General features: G+C 38.0%; 16 protein-coding genes, 3 tRNA genes and 2 pseudogenes. 20 read left to right on the top strand and 1 reads right to left on the bottom strand.

Features of this window, described 5'->3' with window-relative positions; translation table 11 throughout:
• Window position 1: 1 nt before the first annotated feature.
• The 14 genes and pseudogenes from CUN60_RS12565 to CUN60_RS12500 form a co-directional block, all read left to right on the top strand.
• Window positions 2-669 (top strand): annotated as a pseudogene (locus tag CUN60_RS12565) (type II secretion system F family protein); the annotation flags it as partial.
• Window positions 658-1,368 carry a type II secretion system F family protein gene (locus CUN60_RS12560; protein ID WP_425266158.1) on the top strand — a complete coding sequence of 237 codons (711 nt, stop codon included), beginning with the start codon at window positions 658-660 and terminating at the stop codon, window positions 1,366-1,368. The pseudogene CUN60_RS12565 and the gene CUN60_RS12560, both read left to right, overlap by 12 nt.
• Before the next feature lie 72 nt (window positions 1,369-1,440).
• On the top strand, window positions 1,441-2,313 hold the full coding sequence (locus CUN60_RS12555) for a prepilin peptidase (RefSeq protein ID WP_102952369.1): 873 nt from the start codon (window positions 1,441-1,443) through the stop codon (window positions 2,311-2,313).
• Window positions 2,313-2,909: a dephospho-CoA kinase gene (coaE, locus tag CUN60_RS12550; RefSeq protein ID WP_102952368.1), complete on the top strand. Its 597-nt coding sequence runs from the start codon at window positions 2,313-2,315 to the stop codon at window positions 2,907-2,909. The genes CUN60_RS12555 and coaE overlap by 1 nt, the downstream gene beginning before the upstream one ends.
• Window positions 2,910-2,916: 7 nt before the next feature.
• Window positions 2,917-5,028 (top strand): AsmA family protein, encoded by a 2,112-nt coding sequence (locus CUN60_RS12545; protein ID WP_102952367.1) that lies wholly within the window; start codon window positions 2,917-2,919, stop codon window positions 5,026-5,028.
• Complete coding sequence (locus CUN60_RS12540; protein WP_102952366.1) at window positions 5,028-5,366, top strand: PilZ domain-containing protein; 339 nt, start codon at window positions 5,028-5,030, stop codon at window positions 5,364-5,366. The genes CUN60_RS12545 and CUN60_RS12540 overlap by 1 nt, the downstream gene beginning before the upstream one ends.
• Before the next feature lie 15 nt (window positions 5,367-5,381).
• Window positions 5,382-5,876, top strand: a complete 495-nt coding sequence (locus CUN60_RS12535; RefSeq protein WP_102952365.1) for an outer membrane protein assembly factor BamC — start codon at window positions 5,382-5,384, stop codon at window positions 5,874-5,876.
• Window positions 5,840-6,505: an outer membrane protein assembly factor BamC gene (gene bamC, locus CUN60_RS12530; protein ID WP_102952364.1), complete on the top strand. Its 666-nt coding sequence runs from the start codon at window positions 5,840-5,842 to the stop codon at window positions 6,503-6,505. The genes CUN60_RS12535 and bamC overlap by 37 nt, the downstream gene beginning before the upstream one ends.
• 24 nt (window positions 6,506-6,529) lie before the next feature.
• Window positions 6,530-8,092, top strand: coding sequence for a M48 family metalloprotease (locus CUN60_RS12525; RefSeq protein ID WP_102952363.1), 1,563 nt, complete (start codon window positions 6,530-6,532; stop codon window positions 8,090-8,092).
• 110 nt (window positions 8,093-8,202) lie between these two features.
• Window positions 8,203-9,762, top strand: a complete 1,560-nt coding sequence (locus CUN60_RS12520; RefSeq protein WP_222593273.1) for a long-chain-fatty-acid--CoA ligase — start codon at window positions 8,203-8,205, stop codon at window positions 9,760-9,762.
• Window positions 9,763-9,868: 106 nt separating this feature from the next.
• A complete protein-coding gene (gene gltX / locus CUN60_RS12515; RefSeq protein WP_102952362.1) occupies window positions 9,869-11,239 on the top strand; it encodes a glutamate--tRNA ligase in 1,371 nt (456 codons plus the stop codon).
• Window positions 11,240-11,323: 84 nt separating this feature from the next.
• Window positions 11,324-11,400 (top strand) — tRNA-Met (locus CUN60_RS12510).
• A 6-nt stretch (window positions 11,401-11,406) separates the two neighbouring features.
• Window positions 11,407-11,482 (top strand) — tRNA-Thr (locus tag CUN60_RS12505).
• Window positions 11,483-11,487: 5 nt separating this feature from the next.
• Window positions 11,488-11,563: transfer RNA gene (locus CUN60_RS12500), tRNA-Phe, on the top strand.
• 2 nt (window positions 11,564-11,565) lie between these two features.
• Here the strand turns inward: CUN60_RS12500 and CUN60_RS12495 are convergent.
• Entirely contained in the window at window positions 11,566-12,069 is a 504-nt protein-coding gene (locus CUN60_RS12495) for a DUF4149 domain-containing protein (RefSeq protein ID WP_158649426.1), read from the bottom strand.
• Between the two features lie 205 nt (window positions 12,070-12,274).
• Between CUN60_RS12495 and rplK the strand changes: the two genes are divergently transcribed.
• From rplK to rpoC, 6 genes and pseudogenes are all read left to right on the top strand, one after another.
• The gene (gene rplK / locus CUN60_RS12490) at window positions 12,275-12,709 is read left to right on the top strand and encodes a 50S ribosomal protein L11 (protein WP_102952360.1); all 435 of its coding nucleotides are present in this window, start codon (window positions 12,275-12,277) and stop codon (window positions 12,707-12,709) included.
• Window positions 12,709-13,401 (top strand): 50S ribosomal protein L1, encoded by a 693-nt coding sequence (rplA, locus tag CUN60_RS12485; protein WP_102952359.1) that lies wholly within the window; start codon window positions 12,709-12,711, stop codon window positions 13,399-13,401. Before rplK ends, rplA begins: the two co-directional genes overlap by 1 nt.
• A 239-nt stretch (window positions 13,402-13,640) precedes the next feature.
• Window positions 13,641-14,138, top strand: coding sequence for a 50S ribosomal protein L10 (gene rplJ, locus CUN60_RS12480; protein ID WP_102952358.1), 498 nt, complete (start codon window positions 13,641-13,643; stop codon window positions 14,136-14,138).
• A 51-nt stretch (window positions 14,139-14,189) separates the two neighbouring features.
• Window positions 14,190-14,564: a 50S ribosomal protein L7/L12 gene (rplL, locus tag CUN60_RS12475; protein WP_102952357.1), complete on the top strand. Its 375-nt coding sequence runs from the start codon at window positions 14,190-14,192 to the stop codon at window positions 14,562-14,564.
• A gap of 266 nt (window positions 14,565-14,830) precedes the next feature.
• A pseudogene (gene rpoB / locus CUN60_RS12470) lies at window positions 14,831-18,957 on the top strand (DNA-directed RNA polymerase subunit beta).
• Window positions 18,958-19,134: 177 nt separating this feature from the next.
• Window positions 19,135-23,352, top strand: coding sequence for a DNA-directed RNA polymerase subunit beta' (rpoC, locus tag CUN60_RS12465; RefSeq protein ID WP_102952356.1), 4,218 nt, complete (start codon window positions 19,135-19,137; stop codon window positions 23,350-23,352).
• Window positions 23,353-23,467 lie beyond the last annotated feature (115 nt).

Here is a 23,467-nt window from a genome sequence, read left to right as displayed (position 1 = left end):
CATGGCAAGAGTTAGAAAGCAAGCAGATCTTAGTTGGTCATACGAAGGGCGAACTAAAAATGGAGACTTAGTTACGGGGACGATAGAAGCACCAACTGCAATTATTGCCCGTGTGAAACTGCGTAAACGTGAAATTATTCCATTAAGTGTTCGCCAGAAAAGCAGTTTTTCATTTCTTGGTGATGTACTTTCACAGTTTAAAGGAAAAGTCGGCACTCAGGAAAAGAGGCTTGGCTTATTTGCTAAACTTGCACGCTCCAAAGAAATTCATGATTTGACCCGTAAAGAAGAAACAGATGTCGAGAAGCGTACCAAGAAAAAAATTAAACGTCCGGTAAAAGCCAAAGAAATTACGGTTTTTATTAAACAGTTTGTGGTAGTTATAAAATCGGGTGTTCCATTATTAAAGGCTTTTGATATTGTTATTCGTGGAATAGATAATAAAAAATTCCTTGAGATTCTTGAAGATATCAAATTTGGAGTTGAGAATGGATTGAGTCTTTCAGAGTCTTTTGGTACCTATCCAAAAGTATTCGATCCTCTTTTTATTAATTTCCTTGCAATCGGTGAGCAGGGGGGATACTTGAGACTTTATTATTGAGATATGTCGAATATCGCGAGAAAATTGATGCAATCGGACGTAAAGTAAAAGCAGCAATGGCATATCCGGTAATTGTCTTGGTGGTATCAACAGTGGTTTTGGGTATTGTTCTTGGTTTTGTAGTTCCGCAATTTCAGAAGATTTTTTCCAGCGTGGGAGCTAAATTACCTACGCCAACCTTGATTGTAATTGCGGCATCAGATGCTGTAATACACTATTGGTGGTTATTTATCGCTGGTGGAGTGGGGCTATTTTTCCTATTCCGTTTTATGTATCGCAATTTTCCACGTTTTCGTTTCTTCTGTGATAGCAGTATTTTTCGGGTTCCACTTTTTGGGGAGCTTGCCCAGAAATCATTAATTTCACGCTGGACACGAACCCTATCCCTATTGTTTGCAGCTGGTGTACCATTAAATGAAGCACTACATTCGATTGCCTTACTGGTAAATAATTACTTATATGGTGCGGCGACGTTGAATATTCAGAAAGATGTTGAATCTGGTAGTAGTTTATATGGTGCGATGCTGGTTACGGATATTTTCCCCAGTATGGTAAATCAGATGATTGCCGTTGGTGAAGAGGCTGGTTCGCTAGAGTATTTACTACAATCGATAGCAGATTATTATGATCAGGAAGTCGAAATGGTTATTGAGACGTTACTTTCTCTAATTGAACCAGCAACGATAGTTATACTGGGTAGTGTACTAGGGTCAATTATCATTGCCATTTATTTACCATTATTTAATTTGGGAAATGTAGTAGGATAAATAAGTATTCATATTAATCCGCTAATCTTATTTAATACTTGTAACTGCTTGGACTAAAGGAACAGGTTAATTATGATTGATTTATTTGGTTTTTTATTTTTTAATAGCTTATTATTTCGGGCAATTTGCTTGTTTTTGTTTGGAATTTGTATCGGGAGCTTTCTCAACGTAGTTATTTATCGTCTTCCCATCATGTTACAGAAATCTTGGCGTAATCAATGCGTTGAGCTTTTGGGTGCAGAGTGCGGAGTTAGCTCAGATAATACTCATTTTAATTTATTGCATCCGGCATCACATTGTCCAAAATGTCATAGTAAAGTCCCGGTTTGGACTAATATTCCAATACTTGGTTATTTTCTGATAGCTGGCAAATGCATTAAATGTAAAATGCGAATTTCTATTAGGTACCCTCTAGTTGAGCTTGTAAGCGGATTACTTTTTGTTGCCATTGGTTTTATTGAGTCGGAAACTTTAAGTATTATTGGTGCGCTTATCTTTACCTCGATAATAATCTGCCTGATTCTAATTGATTTTGATACTTTTTTGTTACCGGATGAGTTAACTTTACCTCTTGTTTGGTTAGGGCTATTATTCAATTTAAATGGCAGTATCTGTGGAGGGCTAAGTAATGCGGTTATCGGTGCTGTAGTTGGCTATCTTTTTCTTTGGAGTATCTATTGGTTATTTAAGCTTATTACCAAAAAAGAAGGCATGGGTTATGGAGACTTTAAATTATTGGCTGCTATTGGTGCTTGGCTTGGTTGGCAGAGTTTGCTAAATGTGATTATTATTTCTTCGCTTGCTGGCATAATTTATGCGGTAATCATGCGTTTAACCGGACGGTTACTTCCAAATAAACCCATTCCATTTGGACCCTTTCTTGGGGTTGCAGGATTAGTTACCTTTTTTTATGGAAATAAACTGCTTCCTTTGGTACTTTTCTAATGAAAGTAATTGGACTTACGGGTTTAATTGGTAGTGGTAAGACGACTGTAGCTAACATCTTTATCAGACATGGTGTAAAAGTTATTGATACTGACCAAATTGCTCATGATATTACGGCTAGCAATGGAATTGCGATACCTATGATTATTAAACAATTTGGGGCAAGGTATATAGATAATAGCGGGGCTTTATCTCGAGATAAAATGCGCGAGCTAGTTTTTGGCGATGAGAGTGCTAGAGAAGAGCTTGAGAAAATCCTGCATCCGATTATTTTTGATGAAGTTAATCGCCAAATTGCAGCGTTTAATGTTGAGAGCTATTTGATTTTGATGGTGCCATTATTATTTAAATCACCTCGTTATTTAAAAATAACCAGTCGCAATATTTTTGTTGATTGTAATTACGACGCAATTGTTTCACGACTAAAAGCAAGAAATAATTTTACCCAGCATCAAGTGGATAATATCTTAGCAACTCAGGTGACAAGAGAAAAGCAAATGCTTTTGGCTGATGATATCATTTATAATAACGGGGGAATAGATAATTTAGAGCAACAGGTTAATCTTTTACACGAGAAGTATTTACAGCTAAAGTAAAATTGTAATGTATAAATATCTGAAATTTAATGTCAGTAGAAAACAGCGTCGGATTATCGGCTGGGCAGTATTTACTGCTTTTTTTATAACAGTTGGTTTGCCACTGATGTTTTTTTATTACTGGTTTGATGCGAAAACAGTTAGACAAATTGTGATTAGCCAGTTTGATAAGCAAAACTATTCAGTTCAGATCGATGGTACTGTAGAACCTCGCTCTTGGCACGGGCTTAGTTTATTTATATCTGATCTAACTGTATTTGATAAAAGAAATCAGAAGATACTACACATAAATACAGCTAATTGTCAATTATCATGGCCGGAATTAATTATCGGCAGATATAAGGTAAAGCGTATTGCTTTTAATGGGGTTACATTTTATCGTGATGCATTAAAAAGTACAAATTATGCTACTCTTTTTGACTATAATACAATTGCAAACTCTGAATTTAGCAATTTAAATAGTTTATCAGTTACTAATCTCAATTTGATTGAAAGTGCTGCTACTTACATTATTCGTGATGCTAACCTGCAACTATACAGTCTTAATTCAAAAAAACCAACTTTCCATTTGGGGTTTAAGCTCGCTCGTTATCAATCAGATTTGAATGTCTATGGTAAGGTTTCTAGTATTGAGAATGGTAATATTAATATAGAAGAACTAAATACTGCCATTGTTAATCCTCGCGTAAACTTTGAGATGCAGTCACATGCCCGTTATGTGTCGAAGGGGCAACAGTTATGGATTGAAAATAGTAAAGGAGTAGTAAATGGTAAAAAATATAGTGGAACCATGGCAATTGATACCATCCTCTATTCTAGTTATGGCTTAACTGTAAGCAGTATAAATGCGATACTTAATAATCCGTTAAAGCAGTTTAATCAGACAATAAGTTTAAATGCCTATAAAATTGCCACAGATGATTTTTATGACTATAATATTGACAGTCTTAACCTGCGATATGAGGCGGCGAACGTTGACCAGAAATTTTCAGCAAATATAGAACTAAATGATGCCAATCTTAATGAAAGCTTGAATCTGGTTAATAATAATTGTAGCGTTGGACTTAATATAAACTCTAGCAAACAGGGGCGACTGTTTTATGGTGGATTACGAGGAAGTTGTAATTTTTATTTGCCAGTTAATCAGGCTTCATTCAATTTACGTGGTAAGCTTAATGGTGCAAATACTCAACTGACAGGCACATATAGCCATAAGGATATTATTCCTGAACTTGAAGTAACTGCAAAGGTTGCGGCATTGGATCTATCAAAATTTATTCTTGAAGAACACTCCAATCAATTCTTGCCATTATACTCAGATGCTAGCCGTCTGCCATTTAATTGGATAAGCATTATTGACATGAAAGCCAAGATGTTTTTTGAGCAGTTAAAGCTTGCTAATCTGACATTAAATAATTTTGATACTGAGCTTAGTGTGCAAAAGGGGCAGCTGAATATAACAAAGCTTGATGCTGGGGTTTATGGAGGGAAATTGTCTGGACATGCTCAAATTAACAAGGTTAAGAATGGTTTTGATATTTCTCTTGCTAATACTATAACTGGAATAGATTTAAAGCGTTTATTTAGCAACTTATTTAATGTAAATGCCATTATTGGGAGTGCAGATTTATTAATAAATACTCATGCTGAGAGTATTACTAATTACCAGGATTTACACAAAAAGATGAATGGTACGGTAAATTTGAGCGTCAATAATGGTGGGTTCTCCGGAGTTGATTTTAGCTTGTTTCTGAGCCCCGAAAATCTGGCAGCTTTCCAAAATAGAAATGTTATGATGACAAACTTTACTCGGCTTCAGGCTAATTTTAGTTTTGTTAATGGGCGTTCAGAGAAAAGTCAGATTAATTTTAATTCGCCAACTATTCTAGCGAATGGAACCGGGTTAATCAGTTTTGCAGATAATAGTATTGATTATAAACTTCAAGTTAGCAGTATTTTGCCTTTAAATATGCAAAAAATTAAATCAATTTCAATTCCTGTGGAGATTAATGGAGAGTTATTTAGCCCTAAAATTTATATTCAGAATATGACATTAAATGCTGAGTCTGGGCATCAGAGAAATAAGACTTATAAAAGCGGAAAGAGACGTGGTGGATAATGAGCGGTAATATTTTAAAAGTCGGATTTAGCAATAAGAATGAATTAGCTAAAGCGTATATTAAACAATTCAAAAATGGTGGGATTTTTGTTCTGGATAATCATACGCTGGAACTAGGTGACGAGGTATTTTTAATAATCTCCTTGCCCGAAGGAAATGAACCACTTGCGATTAGTGGAAAAGTTTTTTGGGTTAGTCCTTCCTCTGCTGTAGGATATCGTGCTGGAATAGGTGTCCAATTCAATGCAGATAGAGCCGGGCAGGATGCCAGATCTAGGATTGAAGTTATGCTAGGTGGCTTATTACAGAATAATATGCTCGAATATTATACATTTTAGGTAAATTGAAATAACATGATAGCAAATACAAATAAATTTGGATATATTCTAATTACAGTGGGCATGCTTTTAGGTTTGGGTGGATGTGGTACTACCGATTCACAAGCTGCATTTACCTCTGCGGCTCCCCGAAATACAGATACATTAATTACACCGCCAGGAATGAGTAGCCCGGACTTGAATACTAACTATAAGATGGATTTGACGGCGCAAAAGCAGTCGTCATATCAGGTTAGTCGAGCAAGAGGTATGTCAATAGTTACGGGTGGTTCTCAGCGTTGGCTAGTTATTGAGAGCCAGAGCGTTGATCGGATGATGCCCGTAATGTTGGCATATATTAATCAGCTTGGATTAACTGTAAAATATCAAAATCCCGCCCTAGGGGTAATCCAGACTGATTGGTCAAGTAGAAATACCAAAGTTCCACAGGGCGCATCAATCAGGGGGCTTTTTGACTGGATTGGTTGGGGGGGATGTATTCACTCAATTCAATGTATCTTTACCGGGTAACTTTATGGCAAGATGGTCATAATGTTGTAATAATGGATACCAATTATCAGATGGATGAGGTATATGAAGGATGTGGTAGAGAGGGAATTTCTACTACATCGAGCTTTGCTTCTTCAGATACCCAAAGAACAAAATGGATAACCAGACCATCAAATCCGCAATTGGAGCTTGAATTTCTGGCTCAGTTTATGGCTTTTGCCGGAACTCCGCAAGATCAAGTCAAGAAAATTGTTAAACAGGTGGAGTCAGCACCAAAAGAAGCAAATCTCATAAATAATAATCAGGTGATTGTGAATGATCAGTTTGACCGTGCATGGTGGCGTACTGCCGTTGCTCTTGACCGAATTGATCTTGGAGTTGTAGATAAAAATCGGACCAAGGGCGAATACTATGTTTACCCACTTCAGGCACAGCTTGATAATCCTGATCCTGGCTTTATGAAAAAATGGTTTGGTAAGGAGTCTGCCAATCAGAATAGCGCACCAAAACCGCTTTATACAATAAAATTAGTTGCTCAGGGTAATCAAACTGTAATTACTATGTTACCATATGATAGCCAAAATCTTGATAAGGATTTTAGTGCAAATCAGAAGAAGTATATGAGTGGGTTAGCTCAGCAATTACAGTAAAATTTGCTATCAGGTTATAGACAAATGAAAAATCTGGGAAGTATCATTGAGCGTTTATATGCTGCGCGAAAAGATTCTCCGCAAGAGCAACTTGATTTGGTTATTGACCTTTCAAGGCGAGGATTTCTTCATCAGGTTGTAGGAGGAGTTGCATTAGGTGTTGCTATGAGTCTTTGCAATCATAAATCCATTGCCGATGGAATCAATGGTCTGCCAGATATGGGGGATAGTGATCGAAGTAACCTCACCCCTCATCAGGCAGATATGCTTGGTAAGCAAGTAATTTTGCAAATATATGCTAGTGGCGACATGCTGGAAGATTTTGATTGCCTTGATTATCTTAATACCTTAGGAGGTAATTTAGTTAGTTATTCGCCAATGGCAGGACAGCAATTTAATTTTTATTTGATTAAAGATAAAGAAATTAATGCCTTTGCTCTTCCTGGAGGGTATATCTGTGCTTATAATGGTTTAATCTATGCGACCATGTCTGAAGCAGAATTATCTTCTGTTATGGCTCATGAGATTGGGCATGTAATTCAGCATCATATTTTCCGGAATATAAGTGTCGCCAATCGGGCACAATGGCTTACTATTGCAGGGATTATTGCTGGGGCACTGATGGCTCCAATTGCCCCTGGAGCTGCAATAATTGCTGCGCAAAGTGGGCAGGGTGCTGGAATCCAAAGTCAGCTAGCTTTCTCGCGTGATTATGAGCGTGAAGCTGATCGGGTTGGGCAGCAGTTGATGTATCAAGCTGGATTTGATGCTCATGCCATGCCAGAATTTTTTCAGCGCATGCAGGATGCATATAAATTTAATGCTAATGATGCATTAGCTTTTTTGCAGACGCACCCTGTAACTATAGAGCGACTAAGTGAAGCTGAGGTTCGTGCCAATCATATGCCAGTTAAGATGCGTCAGGATAGTATAGATTTCTTACTATCTAGGGAAAAATGTCGGGTACGTCAGCTTGGTAATGAAGATGCAATAAAATTTTATCTAAACGCATTGGCAAATAAACGTTATGTAAATATTGATGCTCAGCACTACGGGTTAGCTCTTGCTTATTTCCAGAATAAGGACTATAAAAACAGCATCCTTATTTTAAATAAAGTTAGTAGTAAGTCAGTACAGGGGCACCCTATGACTCTTGGTTTAAAGGCAAAACAATTAATTGCCGTAGGTAATAATAAATTGGCTGATACTCTTTATGATCAGGCTTTGCAGGATTATCCAAACCATAAGGGATTATGGATGGGGCAGCTTGAATTTCTTATCGCTACTAGAAGTTATCCTAAAGCTGCGAATCGCTTGGGGATTTTGGCACAAACCAATACCAGTGATCCTGATGTCTGGGATCAGTACGCGATATTATATTCCGATGGCAAATATAATCAACCAATAAAATATCATTACGGATTGGGAACTGAATTTTATTACATAGGTAATTATAAACTTGCTATGGAACAATATAATGCAGCATTGAAATTGAAACCTTCCAAACCCGGTGATACTGATTTGCAGGGCTTAATCAGTGCCCGCCTACCAGAAATTAATGCCAAACTTCAATTATTGAGGCAATAGATTCTCGAGAGTTAATTTGTTATATTCCCAACTTATGCAACAAAAAAATGCTTACGGTGCTCTAAATCAGGTATAATCAAATAAAATTTTATTCAGAATAAGGAATTAAGGTGGACAACTCCATTTCTCCAACAAATTTTTACCAGATTTTAGTTAATAATAGTGCTCTCAAGCCGGGAAAAACAATAATTTTTGAAGAAGAATTAAAGATTTCCAATCAACAGCTTGTTGAATATGTAAATACTGTAGCAAGTTATCTACATAAAAAAGGAATTAAAAAAGGTGATAAAGTTGCACTATTAATGGCAAATAGCTGGCAATTTATTGTCAATTTCTTTGCGATTAATAAAGTTGGTGGGGTAGTCGTTCCAATAAATAACTTTCTTAAAGAAGATGAAATTGCCTATATTCTTAATGATAGTCAGGCAAAGCTGCTATTTGCCTCCGGTAAGTTTGCCAAGGAAGTCAAAGAGCAGGTATTTAAGACTGGAATAGCAAAAATCATCTGGATTGGCGATGTTCCGCTTGAAAATGATAAAAACATAGATCATGATTCAATCCTCTCTAGTCCTGAAGATTCTGCACCACACACTCCGCTTGATGAAAATGAATTATCTGTGATAGTTTATACTTCTGGAACGACAGGTAAGCCTAAAGGTGCAATGCTAGCATTCCGTAATATTTATTCAAATATAACAGGTTGCCTAGAACATTTGCGCGTTAAACCAGGTAAGATTCCAATGGTATGCTATCTTCCGATGTTTCATGCCTTTACGCTAACAGTAACTGTACTATTACCAGTATTAAGTAATAGTGGTGTAACAGTGATTCGTTCGATTGCTACCAAAGGTGATTTTGCTAAACTTTTGAAGCAAGTACTTTTAAAGCGTGTTCCTTATTTCGCTGGCGTTCCAGATGTATATAGCGCACTATCTAAAGCTACCTTACCTTGGTATTTTCATTGGTTTCACGCCGTCAAGGGGTTTATTTCTGGAGCTGCGCCATTAGCCGAAGAGACTATGCGTAAGTTCGCTGCTACTTTTAAAAAAGGTACTCTTATTCAGGGGTATGGAATTAGCGAGTGTTCGCCAGTAGTATCGGTAAATACGCCATGGGCAAACCGGACTGGTTCAGTTGGGAAGGCTTTACCCGGGTATCAGGTTGAGTGTTTTGATGACAATATGCAGCAGGTAGCCCGTGGCACAATTGGTGAGATTTGTGTTAAGGGTGATTGTGTGATGCTTGGTTATTATAATCGTCAGGCAGAAACCGAAGATGCTGTTATTGATGGCTGGTTTAGAACTGGCGATATCGGTAAAGTTGATAATGATGGTTTCATTTTCATTGTTGATCGAAAGAAAGACTTGATTATCAGTAAGGGGATGAATATCTATCCGCGTGAAATTGAAGAAGTGATTTATACTAATGATAAAGTTAATGCTTGCGCTGTGATTGGCATCAAGGATATTGAGGCGAATGAAACGCCAGTTGCCTATATTGAACTTAAAGAAGGTGAAACAGCTACTGAAGCTGAATTTAAAGAATATATCAAGCCACATCTTGCGCCATTTAAACAACCGCGTAAAGTTTATTTTATGGAAAAACTTCCACGCAATGCAACGGGAAAAATTCTCAAACGAGAATTGCGTGACATTGCCAATCAGGAGTAAGCAGTAGCTCTTTCTCTATTTCATTAATACTATACCTGATAATGAAGCTATTTTTATCAGGTATAATATTGTCTTATAATTAATCTCAAGCTAATGGATAAAAAATATGGTTAGAACTCGTTTTGCACCCAGTCCAACTGGGTTTTTACATATCGGTGGTGCCAGAACAGCACTTTTTTCTTGGGCATACGCCAGAAAAAATAAAGGTACGTTTATTTTGCGTGTTGAAGACACAGATTTGGAGCGCTCTACGCAGGAATCGGTTGATAGTATTATTCAGGCAATGGACTGGCTTAACTTAGATTATGATGAAGGTCCATATTTTCAGACTCATCGGATGGAGCGCTATAAGGAAGTTATCGCGCAAATGCTGAAAGACGGCACCTCTTATTACTGTTATTGTTCTAAAGAAGAATTGGATGAAATGCGCGAAGCACAGCGGGCAAGAGGTGAAAAACCTCGCTATGACATGCGTTGTCGGCATAACCACACACCACGCCCGGGAGTAAGACCGGTCGTTCGCTTTAAAAACCCGGTAGATGGAGTAGTTGTTTGGGATGATTTGGTAAAAGGGCGGATTGAGATTGCCAATAGCGAACTGGATGATTTGATCATTGCGAGAAGTGATGGGACGCCAACATATAATTTCTGTGTGGTAGTCGATGATCTGGATATGCAGATAACTCACGTTACTCGAGGTGATGATCACGTAAATAATACGCCACGCCAGATAAATATCTTAAAAGCACTTGGTGCGACTTTGCCGCAATATGCTCATGTGCCAATGATTTTACGTGATGACGGGCAAAAAATGTCAAAGCGGAATGATCCAGTTAGTGTCATTCAGTATCAGGATATGGGGATTTTACCGGAAGCATTACTTAATTACCTTGCACGATTATGCTGGGGGCATGGTGACGATGAGGTGTTCTCAATAAGTCAGTTTGTTGAATGGTTTGATTTAAATAATATTTCACCATCTCCAGCCCGCTTTGATATGAAAAAACTGTATTGGGTGAATGGACAACATCTAAAGAATAGTTCGGTTGAGACACTAACAAAGCTTCTTCAGCCTAAACTAGAGCAGTTGGGTGTTGTTGATCTTAATAGACTTGATTTGAATGCAATTATTGAGTTGGTTAAATCACGTAGTGATAATCTGAATGCAATGGCAGAAGAAGTACATTATTTTTATCAGCCAAAAATTGCCGCTTCAGAAGAAGTTGAAAAACATTTAACTTCGGATGCAAATGTGATTCTTACTAAATTTGCCGAAGCATTATCTACCCTAAATGAGTGGAGTCTTGATGCCATAAAAGCTACAATAAAAGAGTTCTGTTCAGTGAATAATATCAAAATGCCGCAGCTAGGGATGCCATTACGACTAAAATTATGTGGAACTACGCAAACACCATCGTTTGATGCTGTTCTATATATCTTGGGTAAAAACAATGTGTTAAGCAGATTGGCGGCTTAGTAATAAATTTTAGGCGTGAAAATAATATAAAAAAACGTTGACATTGTTGAATTGATTGAGATAGAATACCTATCTCAGATTTGAGGCGAATTAGCTCAGCCGGTTAGAGCGACGGAATCATAATCCGCAGGTCCGGGGTTCGAGTCCCTGATTCGCCACCAAAATATGCCGGAGTAGCTCAGTTGGTAGAGCAGCTGACTTGTAATCAGAAGGTCGAGGGTTCAATTCCTTTCTCCGGCACCATTTTTGGCCAGGTAGCTCAGTCGGTAGAGCAGAGGATTGAAAATCCTTGTGTCGGCAGTTCGATTCTGCCCCAGGCCACCATTTTATTTTTCCAAAACAATCAAAATTGCTAATAGTCCTGTTAGTACAAATAATCCTGATGATAGAGAATGCCAAAAGTTAAAGCTTGGTGTTGTTTGAATTACGTGGTGCGCGATATCGGCAAGTTTGGTGCGTAAATTTGCTATGATAGGGAAAATCCCAAAATAGTTTACTGTTAGTATTGCTTCCGATGAGAGTGCGTACCAAAATTTACGTGATTTAAAAAAATATAGCTGGTGTTTAATTATTAGTCCGATTATTATAAAAATACAGGCCACCATTCCTGTGTATGCATTTATGTTTAGAATTTGTCCGGTAATCGTTGCTGCGGTTATCTGATCTAGTGTCTTGAATAATAGTGGGATAATTATAGAGCCAATCGTGATAGTTCCTCCCGTCCAGAAGCAGGTGGCTAGTTTAGTTAGTTGCCCGAAATTGAGGATGTCAAGGGGTTGGTTTATTAGGTTTGTTGTTTTTTTTGCGCTTCTTTTTTTTATGGTTGCCACGATTTTCCCTTGCGATAGATGGTGCGTTAATTTGGGTATAGAGCCGAGTTTATAAATGCTTTGCATTAAATTATAGTAAATTAAGTGTGATTTTAACTTGAATTATGCTATAATAACAAGCTCAAAATTTCACAATAATCCGGGGAGCAAATCTAAGTTACTGCTTAGAAATGCGTTTTTACCCATTTTAAAGGTATGTATAAAGATGGCAAAAAAAGTCATTGGCTTCATAAAGCTACAAATTCCTGCCGGTAAGGCAAATCCATCACCTCCAGTTGGTCCTGCGCTAGGTCAGCGTGGTCTTAACATTATGGAGTTCTGTAAAGCTTTTAATGCAAAAACTCAATCAATGGAGCCAGGTCTTCCTGTTCCTGTGGTTATTACCGCTTTCTCTGATAAGAGTTTCACTTTTATAATGAAAACTCCACCAGCTTCAATTCTATTAAAAAAAGCTGCTGGGATTAAGAGTGGTAGTTCACGTCCAAACGCTGATAAAGTAGGTAAAGTTACTCGCGTTCAGCTGGAAGAAATTGCAAAAACTAAAGAACCAGATTTGACTGCTGCTGATTTGGATGCGGCTGTACGTACTATTGCTGGTTCTGCGCGTAGTATGGGGCTTGAAGTTGAGGGGGTTAAATAATGGCTAAGTTAACGAAAAGACAAAAGGCGTTTGCCGCTATTGATGGTGCAAAATTATACGCTGCTACAGAGGCGATTTCTTTAGTTAAGTCGGCTGCAACTGCAAAATTTGATGAGTCAATTGATGTGGCTATCAATCTTGGTGTTGATCCGCGTAAATCTGATCAGATGATTCGTGGTTCACTAGTATTGCCAAATGGTACAGGTAAGACAGTGCGTGTGGCTGTATTTGCTCAAGGTCCACAAGCAGAGGCAGCTAAAGCTGCTGGTGCTGATATTGTTGGTTTAGAAGAGCTTGCTGATGAAGTTAAAAAAGGTAATCTTAACTTTGATTTAGTGATCGCAACTCCAGATACGATGCGTGTGGTTGGTACACTTGGTCAAATTCTTGGGCCACGTGGTCTTATGCCAAATCCTAAAGTTGGTACAGTAACTGCAGATGTGGCTACAGCGGTTAAAAATGCTAAAGCTGGTCAGGTTCAATATCGTACAGATAAAAATGGTATTATTCATTCAACTATTGGTCGAGCTTCTTTTGCTCCTGAAAAATTGGGTGAAAATTTAGCTGCTCTTGTTGATGTGCTAGTTAAAGCAAAACCTGCAAGCAGTAAAGGTCAATATCTTAAGCGTGTAACAGTATCCAGCACTATGGGTGTTGGCGTTAAGGTTGATGCTGCTACAATTGCAAAATAATTTTTAAACCTCGGTAATTCTTGCCGGGGTTTGTAAAATTTGACTCTAGTTTTGGAGTCAATTGGGGATAAGGCTTTTGCCTTATCATTATCAAAGACCGTGGGAGTCGTTTGTTTTTAACAAGCGCTTAAATTTCTCTGAAATCCTACGCAGATAGTGGAAACTCGACAGATATAAAGTTCTCATTCTGACTACTCTATTAAATCGTTTAAATCCACTATAAATTTAGGAGTTGAGCCTTGAGTTTAAACCTAGACAGTAAAAAAGTCGTTGTCGCTCAGGTCTCAGAAACCCTTGGTAGTGCTCAAACTGTTGTTGTTGCTGAGTATGCTGGTGTTACAGTTGAATCATTGACTGCTATTCGCCGTGAAGCCCGCAAAGCAAATGTTTACTTGCATGTAATTAAAAATACATTAGCACGTAAGGCAGTTGAAGGTACCAAGTTTGCTCCATTGGCTGAGAAAATGACTGGCCAATTGATTTATGGTGTTTCTGAAGATCCGGTTGCTGCTGCAAAAATTATCAACGAATTTGCCAAAGCTAATGACAAAGTAAAAATCGTTGCTGGTATGTATAATGAAAAATTGCTTGATACCGCTGGTGTTAAACAATTAGCATCTATACCTAGCCGTGATGAATTGCTTGCTCAAGTTATGGGTGTTATGCAACAAATCCCTGCTAGCTTTGTTCGTTTGGTTGCTGCAATCAAAGACAAAAAAGAACAGGAAGCTGCTTAATATAGCAGTTGTTAAAATTAATTATTTTTAAAGATTTATTAGGAGTCAAAAATGGCTGTTTCTAAAGTAGAAATTATTGAAGCAATTGGTCAGATGACCGTTATGGATTTATCTGAGCTAGTAAAAGAAATGGAAGAAAAATTTGGTGTTTCAGCTGCCGCTGTTGCTGTTGCTGCTGGCCCTGCTGCTGGTGGTGCTGCCGCTGCTGAAGAGAAAACTGAATTTGACGTAGTTCTTACAGAAGCTGGTGCAAATAAAGTTGCTGCAATTAAAGTGGTTCGTGAAATCACTGGTCTAGGTCTTGCTGAAGCTAAAGCTCTAGTTGAGTCTGCACCTAAAGCAGTTAAAGAAGGCGTAGCAAAAGCTGATGCTGAAGCATTGGTTAAGAAAATTACCGAAGCTGGTGCTAAAGCTGAGATGAAATAATTAACTTGTCAGTTAATTTGAAAATAAAAGGGGTAACACTACGTTGCCTCTTTTGCCGTATTTATTGGCAAATAGCCAAACACTAATTAAAAGCTAATAAAAATAACTATTTCGACTAAATTTATAAATATTGCTGCTAGTGTTTTTAATAATTTGATTCCTTACTTTAATTGGGAATGATTTTAGCAATAGCAATTTAAACGTAAAAAGTAGTTATTTCGGTTATCTTTTTTCTTTATTTACTCATACACATCGGAGCCTTACTTATGAGCTATTCTTTCACAGAAAAAAAACGTATTCGTAAGAGCTTTGCCAAGCAGCCTGCCTTCTTGAAGGTACCCTATTTACTGGCAATGCAAAAAAATTCCTATAACGATTTTTTACAACAGGGAGTAGCGCCAGCAAAACGGCAAAATATTGGTTTACAAAAAGCATTCAATGATATTTTTCCAATTATTTCCAATAATGGTAGTACCCGTTTGGACTTTATTAGCTATAGTCTTAGTAGTCCGATGTTTGATGTTTATGAGTGTTTGCTACGTGGTGTGTCATATGCTGGAAAATTGCATGCCAAGGTACGCCTAACTGTATTTGACCGTGATTCTGATTATAAAACTGTATTACATACCGCGGAAGAAGATGTATATATGGGAGAAATCCCTTTTATGACAGATACTGCATCGTTTATTATTAATGGTAATGAACGTGTTGTGGTTGCTCAGTTGCATCGTTCTCCTGGGGTATATTTTGAGCATGATCATGGTAAAAATCATTCTGCGAATAAGCTACTTTATTCTTCAAGAATAATTCCTTATCGTGGTAGCTGGTTGGATCTTGAATTTGATGCCAAGGATCTGATTTACTTCCGTATTGATAAGCGACGTAAAATGACTGTTACTTTGTTATTGAAAGCAATTGGTTATAGTCATGATGAGATAATTGATCTTTTCTACGATAAAGATGTTTATGCTATTAAGCGCGGACGGATTTATAAGCAAATAATTTCTGAACGCTTAAAAGGTGAGACTTCGCGTTTCGATATCAAAGATAAAGATGGTAATTTGATTGTTGCTAAAGATAAAAAAATTACAACTAAGCATATCCGTGATCTGGAAAAAGCTGGATTGACCGAAATAGAAGTTCCTGTGGAAGAGTTGGAAGGACGTATTTTAGGTGCTGATTTACTGGATCGTGATACTGGCGAAATACTTGCTAAATCAAATACAGTGATTACTGAAGATTTAGTAAAAAATGTGTTAGTAAGTTCAATTAAAGAAATTAAGACTTTGTATGTAAATGATCTTGAGCATGGTTCATATCTGGCGGATACTTTACGTGATGAAGAGGCTTCTAAAGAAACTGCAGATAATAAAGTAGAAGCAATCCACCAGATTTATAAAATGATGCGTCCAGGTGAGCCATATTCTGAAGATATTGCAGCAACCGTATTTAATCGTACTTTCTTTAATGCTGAAACTTATGATTTATCAAATGTAGGTCGATTTAAATTTAATTCCCGTACATATCTACATGAATTAGATCCAAAAACTCCACAGTGGTTTAGAAACCTGCTGTCTAGTTTACAACAGCCAGATAATGAAGCCGTTTTATTAGCAAAAGAAGATATCATCTTATCGCTGGCTATTTTAATTGAATTACGTAATGGTCGTGGTGTTATTGATGATATTGATCATTTGGGTAATCGCCGGATTCGTGGTGTTGGTGAGTTGGTAGAAAATCAGTTCCGTATTGGATTGTCGCGAATAGATAAAGCAGTAAAAGACAAGTTGACTCAACCACTTGAAGAAAAAGATTTATTGCCAAATAAGTTAATAAGTGCTAAACCAGTTACATCCAGCTTGAAAGATTTCTTCTCGACTAGCCAATTATCGCAGTTTATGGATCACACTAATCCACTGTCTGAGATTACTCACAAGCGTCGTATTTCTGCATTGGGACCGGGTGGTTTGACTCGTGATCGTGCTGGATTTGAGGTTCGCGATGTACACGTTACTCATTATGGTCGCTTATGTCCAATCGAAACTCCAGAGGGGCAGAATATTGGTTTGATTAATTCTTTATCAGCATTCGCGAGACCAAATCAGCATGGATTCTTGGAAACTCCGTATCGTAAAGTTGAGAATAATCGAGTTACTGATGAAATCGAGTACTTATCTGCAATTGATGAAGATAAAGTAGTTATTGCGCAAGCAAATGCAACGCTTAGTTCTGATGGTTCTTTTGCGGATGAGCTGGTGTTTGCGCGTAAAAAAGGTGAAACAACACTTGTTTTACGTGAAGAAATTGATTATATGGATGTGGCAACTAATCAGGTTGTATCGGTTGCCGCTTCGCTAATTCCATTCCTTGAACATGATGATGCGAACCGTGCATTGATGGGTTCAAACATGCAACGTCAGGGTGTACCATGTGTACGTGCTGATAGTCCTTTGGTTGGAACTGGTATGGAACGGGTTGCGGCAATTGATTCCGGGACAGTAGTTATTGCTAAACGTGGCGGTGTTGTTGACTTTGTTGATGGTAATCGTATCATTATCAAAGTGAATGAGAATGAAATCGTTGGCAATGATCTTGGTATTGATATTTATAATCTAGTTAAGTATTTACGTAGTAACCAAAATACATGTATCAATCAAAAACCAATTGTAAAAGCTGGGATATTATTTCTGCTGGTGATGTGGTTGCGGATGGTTCTGCTACTGATCTTGGTGAATTGGCTGTTGGACAGAATGTTCTAGTTGCCTTTATGCCTTGGAATGGATACAACTTTGAGGATTCAATTCTTGTTTCTGAGAAGCTAGTTGCAGCAGATAAATATACCTCAATTCATATTGAAGAATTATCAGTTGTTGCTCGTGAAACCAAACAAGGTGATGAAGAAATTACTCGCGATATACCAAATCTTTCACAAAGCCAATTAGCTCGTCTTGATGATACTGGTATTATCCATATCGGTGCTGAGGTTACTCCAGGCGATGTTTTAGTAGGTAAAGTAACTCCAAAAGGTGAAGTACAACTTACTCCAGAAGAAAAATTACTGCGTGCAATTTTTGGCGAAAAAGCATCAGATGTTAAAGATACGTCTTTACGTGTACCTGTTGGTATCAGTGGTACAGTAATTGATGTTCAGGTATTTAATCGTGATGGTAGCAAGCTTGATCCACGTAGCCTTGAAAATATTGAAGCTGAACTTGGTAGATTGCGTCAAGATATTCGTGATCAAATGACGATTATTGAAGATGATGCGGCTACACGGATTAAATCGACATTGCTTACTCAAGAATTGAAAAATAAAAAAGGTAAAGTAACCGAAGAGTTACTTGCTGGAATGGCTAAACGTGATTGGTTGACCCTTGAATTAAAAGATGAGGCGATCAATGAGCAACTAACCATGATGGTTAAAGCTATTGACGAAAAACGTGCCGAACTTGAAGCGCGCTTTAAAGTGCAAAAAGATAAGCTTTATCAAGGTGTTGATCTACCAAATGGCGTTATCAAGATGGTTAAAGTTTTCGTTGCGATTAAACGTCGCTTACAGCCTGGTGATAAAATGGCTGGACGTCATGGTAATAAGGGTGTGGTATCAAAAGTATTACCAGTAGAAGATATGCCATATATGGAAGATGGACGTACAGTTGATATTGTTCTTAATCCACTTGGGGTTCCATCACGTATGAATATCGGACAGATCCTTGAAGTACATTTAGGGCTTGCTGCTAAAGGACTTGGGCATAAGATTGATAAAATGTTGCGTGATCAGAGAAACATGCTTGAAGTAAAACAATTTGTTGATCAGGTTTATAAGTCTGCAGGTAAAGGTGAAGATGTAAATCAGCTGAGCGAAGTTGAGTTTAATGAGCTAGCACAGAATCTACGTAAAGGCGTACCATTTGCCTCTCCGGTATTTGATGGGGCTAAAGAAGTTGAAATTAAAGAAATGCTAAAACTTGCAGATTTACCTGAATCAGGTCAGGTGACATTATTTGATGGTCGTACTGGCATGCAATTTGATCGTCCAGTAACAATTGGTTATATGTATATGCTTCGTCTCCACCATTTGGTAGACGAAAAAGTACATGCTCGTTCAACTGGTCCATATTCACTTGTAACTCAGCAGCCATTGGGTGGTAAAGCTCAATTTGGTGGACAACGTTTCGGTGAGATGGAGGTGTGGGCACTTGAAGCATACGGTGCTGCATATATTCTTCAGGAAATGTTAACTGTTAAATCAGATGACGTTGAAGGTCGTACCGAAATGTATGAACGTCTTCTTGAGGGTGAGCATAAGATTTCTGCACAGATTCCAGAAGCCTTTAGAGTATTGACTCGCGAGGTGAGAGCGTTGGCACTCGATATGGAACTCGAAGAATAAACTGCGCAACTAATTTTGTAATAGCTTTGGCGTAAGGCTTCTTGTGTATTAATTGTATACGGCGTCGCCTTACTTCTCGCTCTTACAAATTAATTTGGCAGTTTAGACATGAATCATCAAATAAAATAGGCAATGAAGTTTTCATTGCAGTAGCGGCAAAATTTTTGGAGTAGCGTAATGTTGGAGTTTAACAATCTCTTTCTTAATAATAAAGATAGTAATGAACATTATGGTCGTATCCGTATTGGCTTAGCCTCCCCGGAAAAAATTCGTTCGTGGTCATATGGTGAAATTAAAAAGCCGGAGACGATTAATTATCGTACTTTACGTCCTGAGCGGGATGGCTTGTTTTGTGCACGAATTTTTGGACCAGTTAAAGATTATGAATGTTTATGTGGAAAATATAAACGGATTAAACATCGCGGAGTAATCTGTGAGAAGTGTGGTGTTGAAGTAACTTTATCTAAAGTGCGTCGTGAACGCATGGGGCATATTGAATTAGCTTCTCCGGTTGCACATATCTGGTTCTTAAAATCATTACCATCTAGAATGGGGATGGTACTTGATATGCCATTACGTGATATTGAACACGTTTTATATTTTGAAGCATATGCAGTTATTGAAGTCCTTGATCGTGTTGAACCTCCGCTACATCCTAAAGATGGCAAAACTCCAATTAGAAAAGGAGATATTCTATCTCCTGAACAGTATAATTTTCTTATCGAAAATAACGATGATGACAAATTAGATGTCGGAATCGGTGCCGAGGCAGTACGTAGAATGCTTCAGTCAATTGATTTAGAAACTGAGATTGGTACAATTCGTGAAGAAATGGCTACTACCAAATCAGAAACTAATTTGAAAAAATTGGCTAAACGCCTGAAAGTACTAGAAGGATTCAAGCGTTCAGAAATGAAACCTGAGTGGATGATTATGGATTGTGTTCCAGTATTACCACCGGAATTACGTCCATTAGTTGCTCTTGATGGTGGACGCTTTGCTACTTCTGATTTAAATGATTTATATCGCCGTGTAATTAACCGAAACAATCGGTTACGCAAATTGATCCAGCTACGTGCGCCAGAAATTATCCTCCGTAATGAGCGCCGTATGTTACAAGAAGCTGTGGATTCATTATTTGATAATGGTAAGCGCGGTAAGGTGATTACTGGTGCGAATAAACGCCCATTAAAATCACTTGCTGAGATGATTAAGGGTAAATCAGGTCGTTTCCGTCAAAATCTATTGGGTAAACGTGTTGATTATTCTGGTCGTTCGGTAATTACGGTTGGTCCTAATCTGCGTTTGTATCAGTGCGGGTTGCCAAAAATTATGGCATTAGAGCTTTTCAAGCCTTTTGTTTATCATAAGTTACAAATTTTAGGTTATGCTTCTTCAATTAAATATGCGAAACGAATGGTTGAGCAGGAGCATCCACAGGTCTGGGATATCCTTGAAGATGTAATCCGTGAACATCCAGTATTATTAAACCGTGCACCGACACTTCACCGTCTTGGTATTCAGGCTTTTGAACCAGTATTGATTGAAGGTAAAGCTATTCAATTACATCCACTGGTTTGTGCAGCATTCAATGCCGATTTTGATGGGGATCAGATGGCGGTACACGTACCATTGAGCCTTGAGGCGCAGATGGAAGCGCGCACTTTGATGTTGGCATCGAATAACGTATTATCACCAGCTCATGGTGAACCAATCATTGTTCCATCTCAAGATATTATTCTTGGACTTTATTATATGACTCGTGAAAAAGTTAATGATAAAGGTGAAGGCACAATATTTGCCAATCTTAAAGAGCTTGAACGTGCTTATCAAACCGGTCAAGTTGGACTACATGCTTTAGTTGAAGTGCGTTTAGAAGAATGGCATCGTGATGGTAATGGCGATATGGTTAGCCATTCTGTTCGTCGTAAGACTACAGTTGGTCGCGCTATTCTTTCTCAAATTATGCCACAGGGGCTAGATTTTGAATTAATCAATAAAGCATTGAAGAAAAAAGAAGTTGCTAAATTAATCAACGTATCATTCCGTAAGTGTGGGATTAAAGATACAGTGATTTTAGCCGATCATTTGATGTATATGGGTTTCCGTTATTCAACAATTGGTGGAATCTCTGTATGTGTTAATGATATGCATGTACCAAATTCAAAATATGATAAAGTTGCCAAAGCTCAATCTGAAGTTGATGCGATTTTACAGCAGTATAACGAAGGTCTGGTTACACAGGGTGAACGTTATAATAAAGTAATTGATATTTGGGGTCGTTGTGGTGAGGATATTGCCAAGACTCTGATGAGTGAATTATCTAAAGAAAAAGTAACTGATAAAGATGGTACTCTTGTAGATCAAGATTCATTTAATTCAATCTTTATGATGGCGGATTCTGGTGCGCGGGGATCGATTGCTCAGATTAAACAGCTATCAGGAATGCGTGGTTTGATGGCTAAACCATCGGGTGAGATTATGGAAACTCCGATTACAGCAAACTTCCGTGAGGGATTGACGGTATCGCAGTACTTCATCTCAACCCATGGTGCACGTAAAGGATTATCGGATACCGCACTTAAAACAGCAAACTCGGGTTACCTGACGCGTCGTTTGGTGGATGTTACCCAAGATTTGGTAATCGTTGAAGATGATTGCGGTACAACCAATGGTGTAGTAATGCGCTCTATCATTCAGGGTGGTGATGTAATTGAATCATTGCGTGATCGTATCCTTGGACGCGTTGTTGCTGAAGATGTTATTGATCATGATACAAATAAAGTAATTGCTGCGGCTGGGACTCTTCTTGATGAAGGATTGGTAGAACGAATTGAGCAAACTAATATTGATGAAATTAAAGTTCGTACACCATTAACTTGTGATACTCGCTATGGTTTATGTGCTAAATGTTACGGTCGCGATCTAGCTCGTGGTTATCAGGTTAATCAGGGTGAAGCAGTTGGTATTATTGCTGCTCAATCAATTGGTGAGCCGGGAACTCAGTTAACGATGCGTACATTCCACATCGGGGGTGCGGCTTCGCGCGCTGCTGCTGTGAGTCAGGTTGAAGCTAAATCATCAGGTATTGTTGGTTATAAAGATTTACGTTATGTAACTAAACCATCTGGCGAAAAAGTTATTGTTTCGCGTTCAGCTGAATTGGTGATTTTGGATCAACATAACCGCGAACGTGAACAACATAAAATTCCTTATGGCTCAATACTTGCCGTTGCTGATGGTGAAAAAGTTGATGCTGGTAAAAAGCTTGCTAGTTGGGATCCACATTCACGCCCAGTAATTTCTGAACATTCTGGTACAATTGTTCTTGAGAATGTTGAAGAAGGCTTGACAGTAGTTAAAGAAACTGATGACGTAACAGGTTTAACTGCGCTTAAAGTAATTGATCCGGCTAAAGTTAAAGGTGCTAAATCTAAAGATAAAAACTTGCGTCCAGTAGCGCGTCTATTTGATGAAGCTGGTCGTGAGGTTAAAATATTTGGAACCGATGCGCCAGTTATTATTTCTTTCCAGATTGGTGATATTATTGCGGTTCGTGATAATCAGAATGTAAATGCTGGTGATATTATAGCGAAAAAACCACAAGAATCAATGAAGACTCGTGATATTACTGGTGGTCTGCCACGTGTTGCTGAGTTATTTGAAGCGCGGATACCTAAAGATGCGGGAATGTTAGCTCCTTTATCTGGAACAATTACCTTCCAAAAAGAAACTAAAGGTAAACATAAAATCAAAATTCTTGCTGTAAGTGGTGAAGAAGTTGATTTAGCAATTCCAAAAGATAAGCATATCCTAGTTAATGATGGTGAGTATGTGGAACGTGGACAGATGATTGTTGATGGTCCAGTTGATCCACATGAGTTACTAGAAATGAAGGGTATTGAAGAATTATCTAAATATATCGCACATGAGGTACAGGAAGTTTACCGCTTGCAGGGTGTAAAAATCAGTGATAAACATATTGAGGTGGTTGTACGTCAGATGCTACGTCGTGTAGTGATTGTAAATCCTGGTGATAGTGCAATTTTCCTTGAGGGTGAACAGGCTGAGCGTTCAGCAATTCTTGATGAAAATGATCGCCTAATTGCTGCGGGTAAAGAACCTGTGGAGTTTAAAAATATTCTTTTGGGTATTACTCGTGCCTCATTAAATACTGATTCGTTTATTTCTGCGGCATCATTCCAGGAAACTACTCGAGTTCTGACTGAATCTGCTGTATCTGGACGCGTTGATTACCTACGTGGATTAAAAGAAAATGTGATTATGGGACGTCTGATTCCTGCCGGAACCGGGTTGTCTTATCATCGTGCTAAACATGGTCACCAACTACCACAAATTAATGATAATGGTACAGCACTAGACTTAGATCAGTAAGTATTATTGTGTGGGTACATATAATGTGCCCTAAAAAATAAACTTATTTAAGATTTATAGTAATATATTTTTATTGTGCTATAATAATGGCGAAGGTTTTTTAAGGTTTTTAAAA

Source organism: Aquella oligotrophica (assembly GCF_002892535.1).
GTDB classification, from domain to species: domain Bacteria; phylum Pseudomonadota; class Gammaproteobacteria; order Burkholderiales; family UBA11063; genus Aquella; species Aquella oligotrophica.
This window is presented reverse-complemented; position numbering and strand designations above follow the sequence as displayed.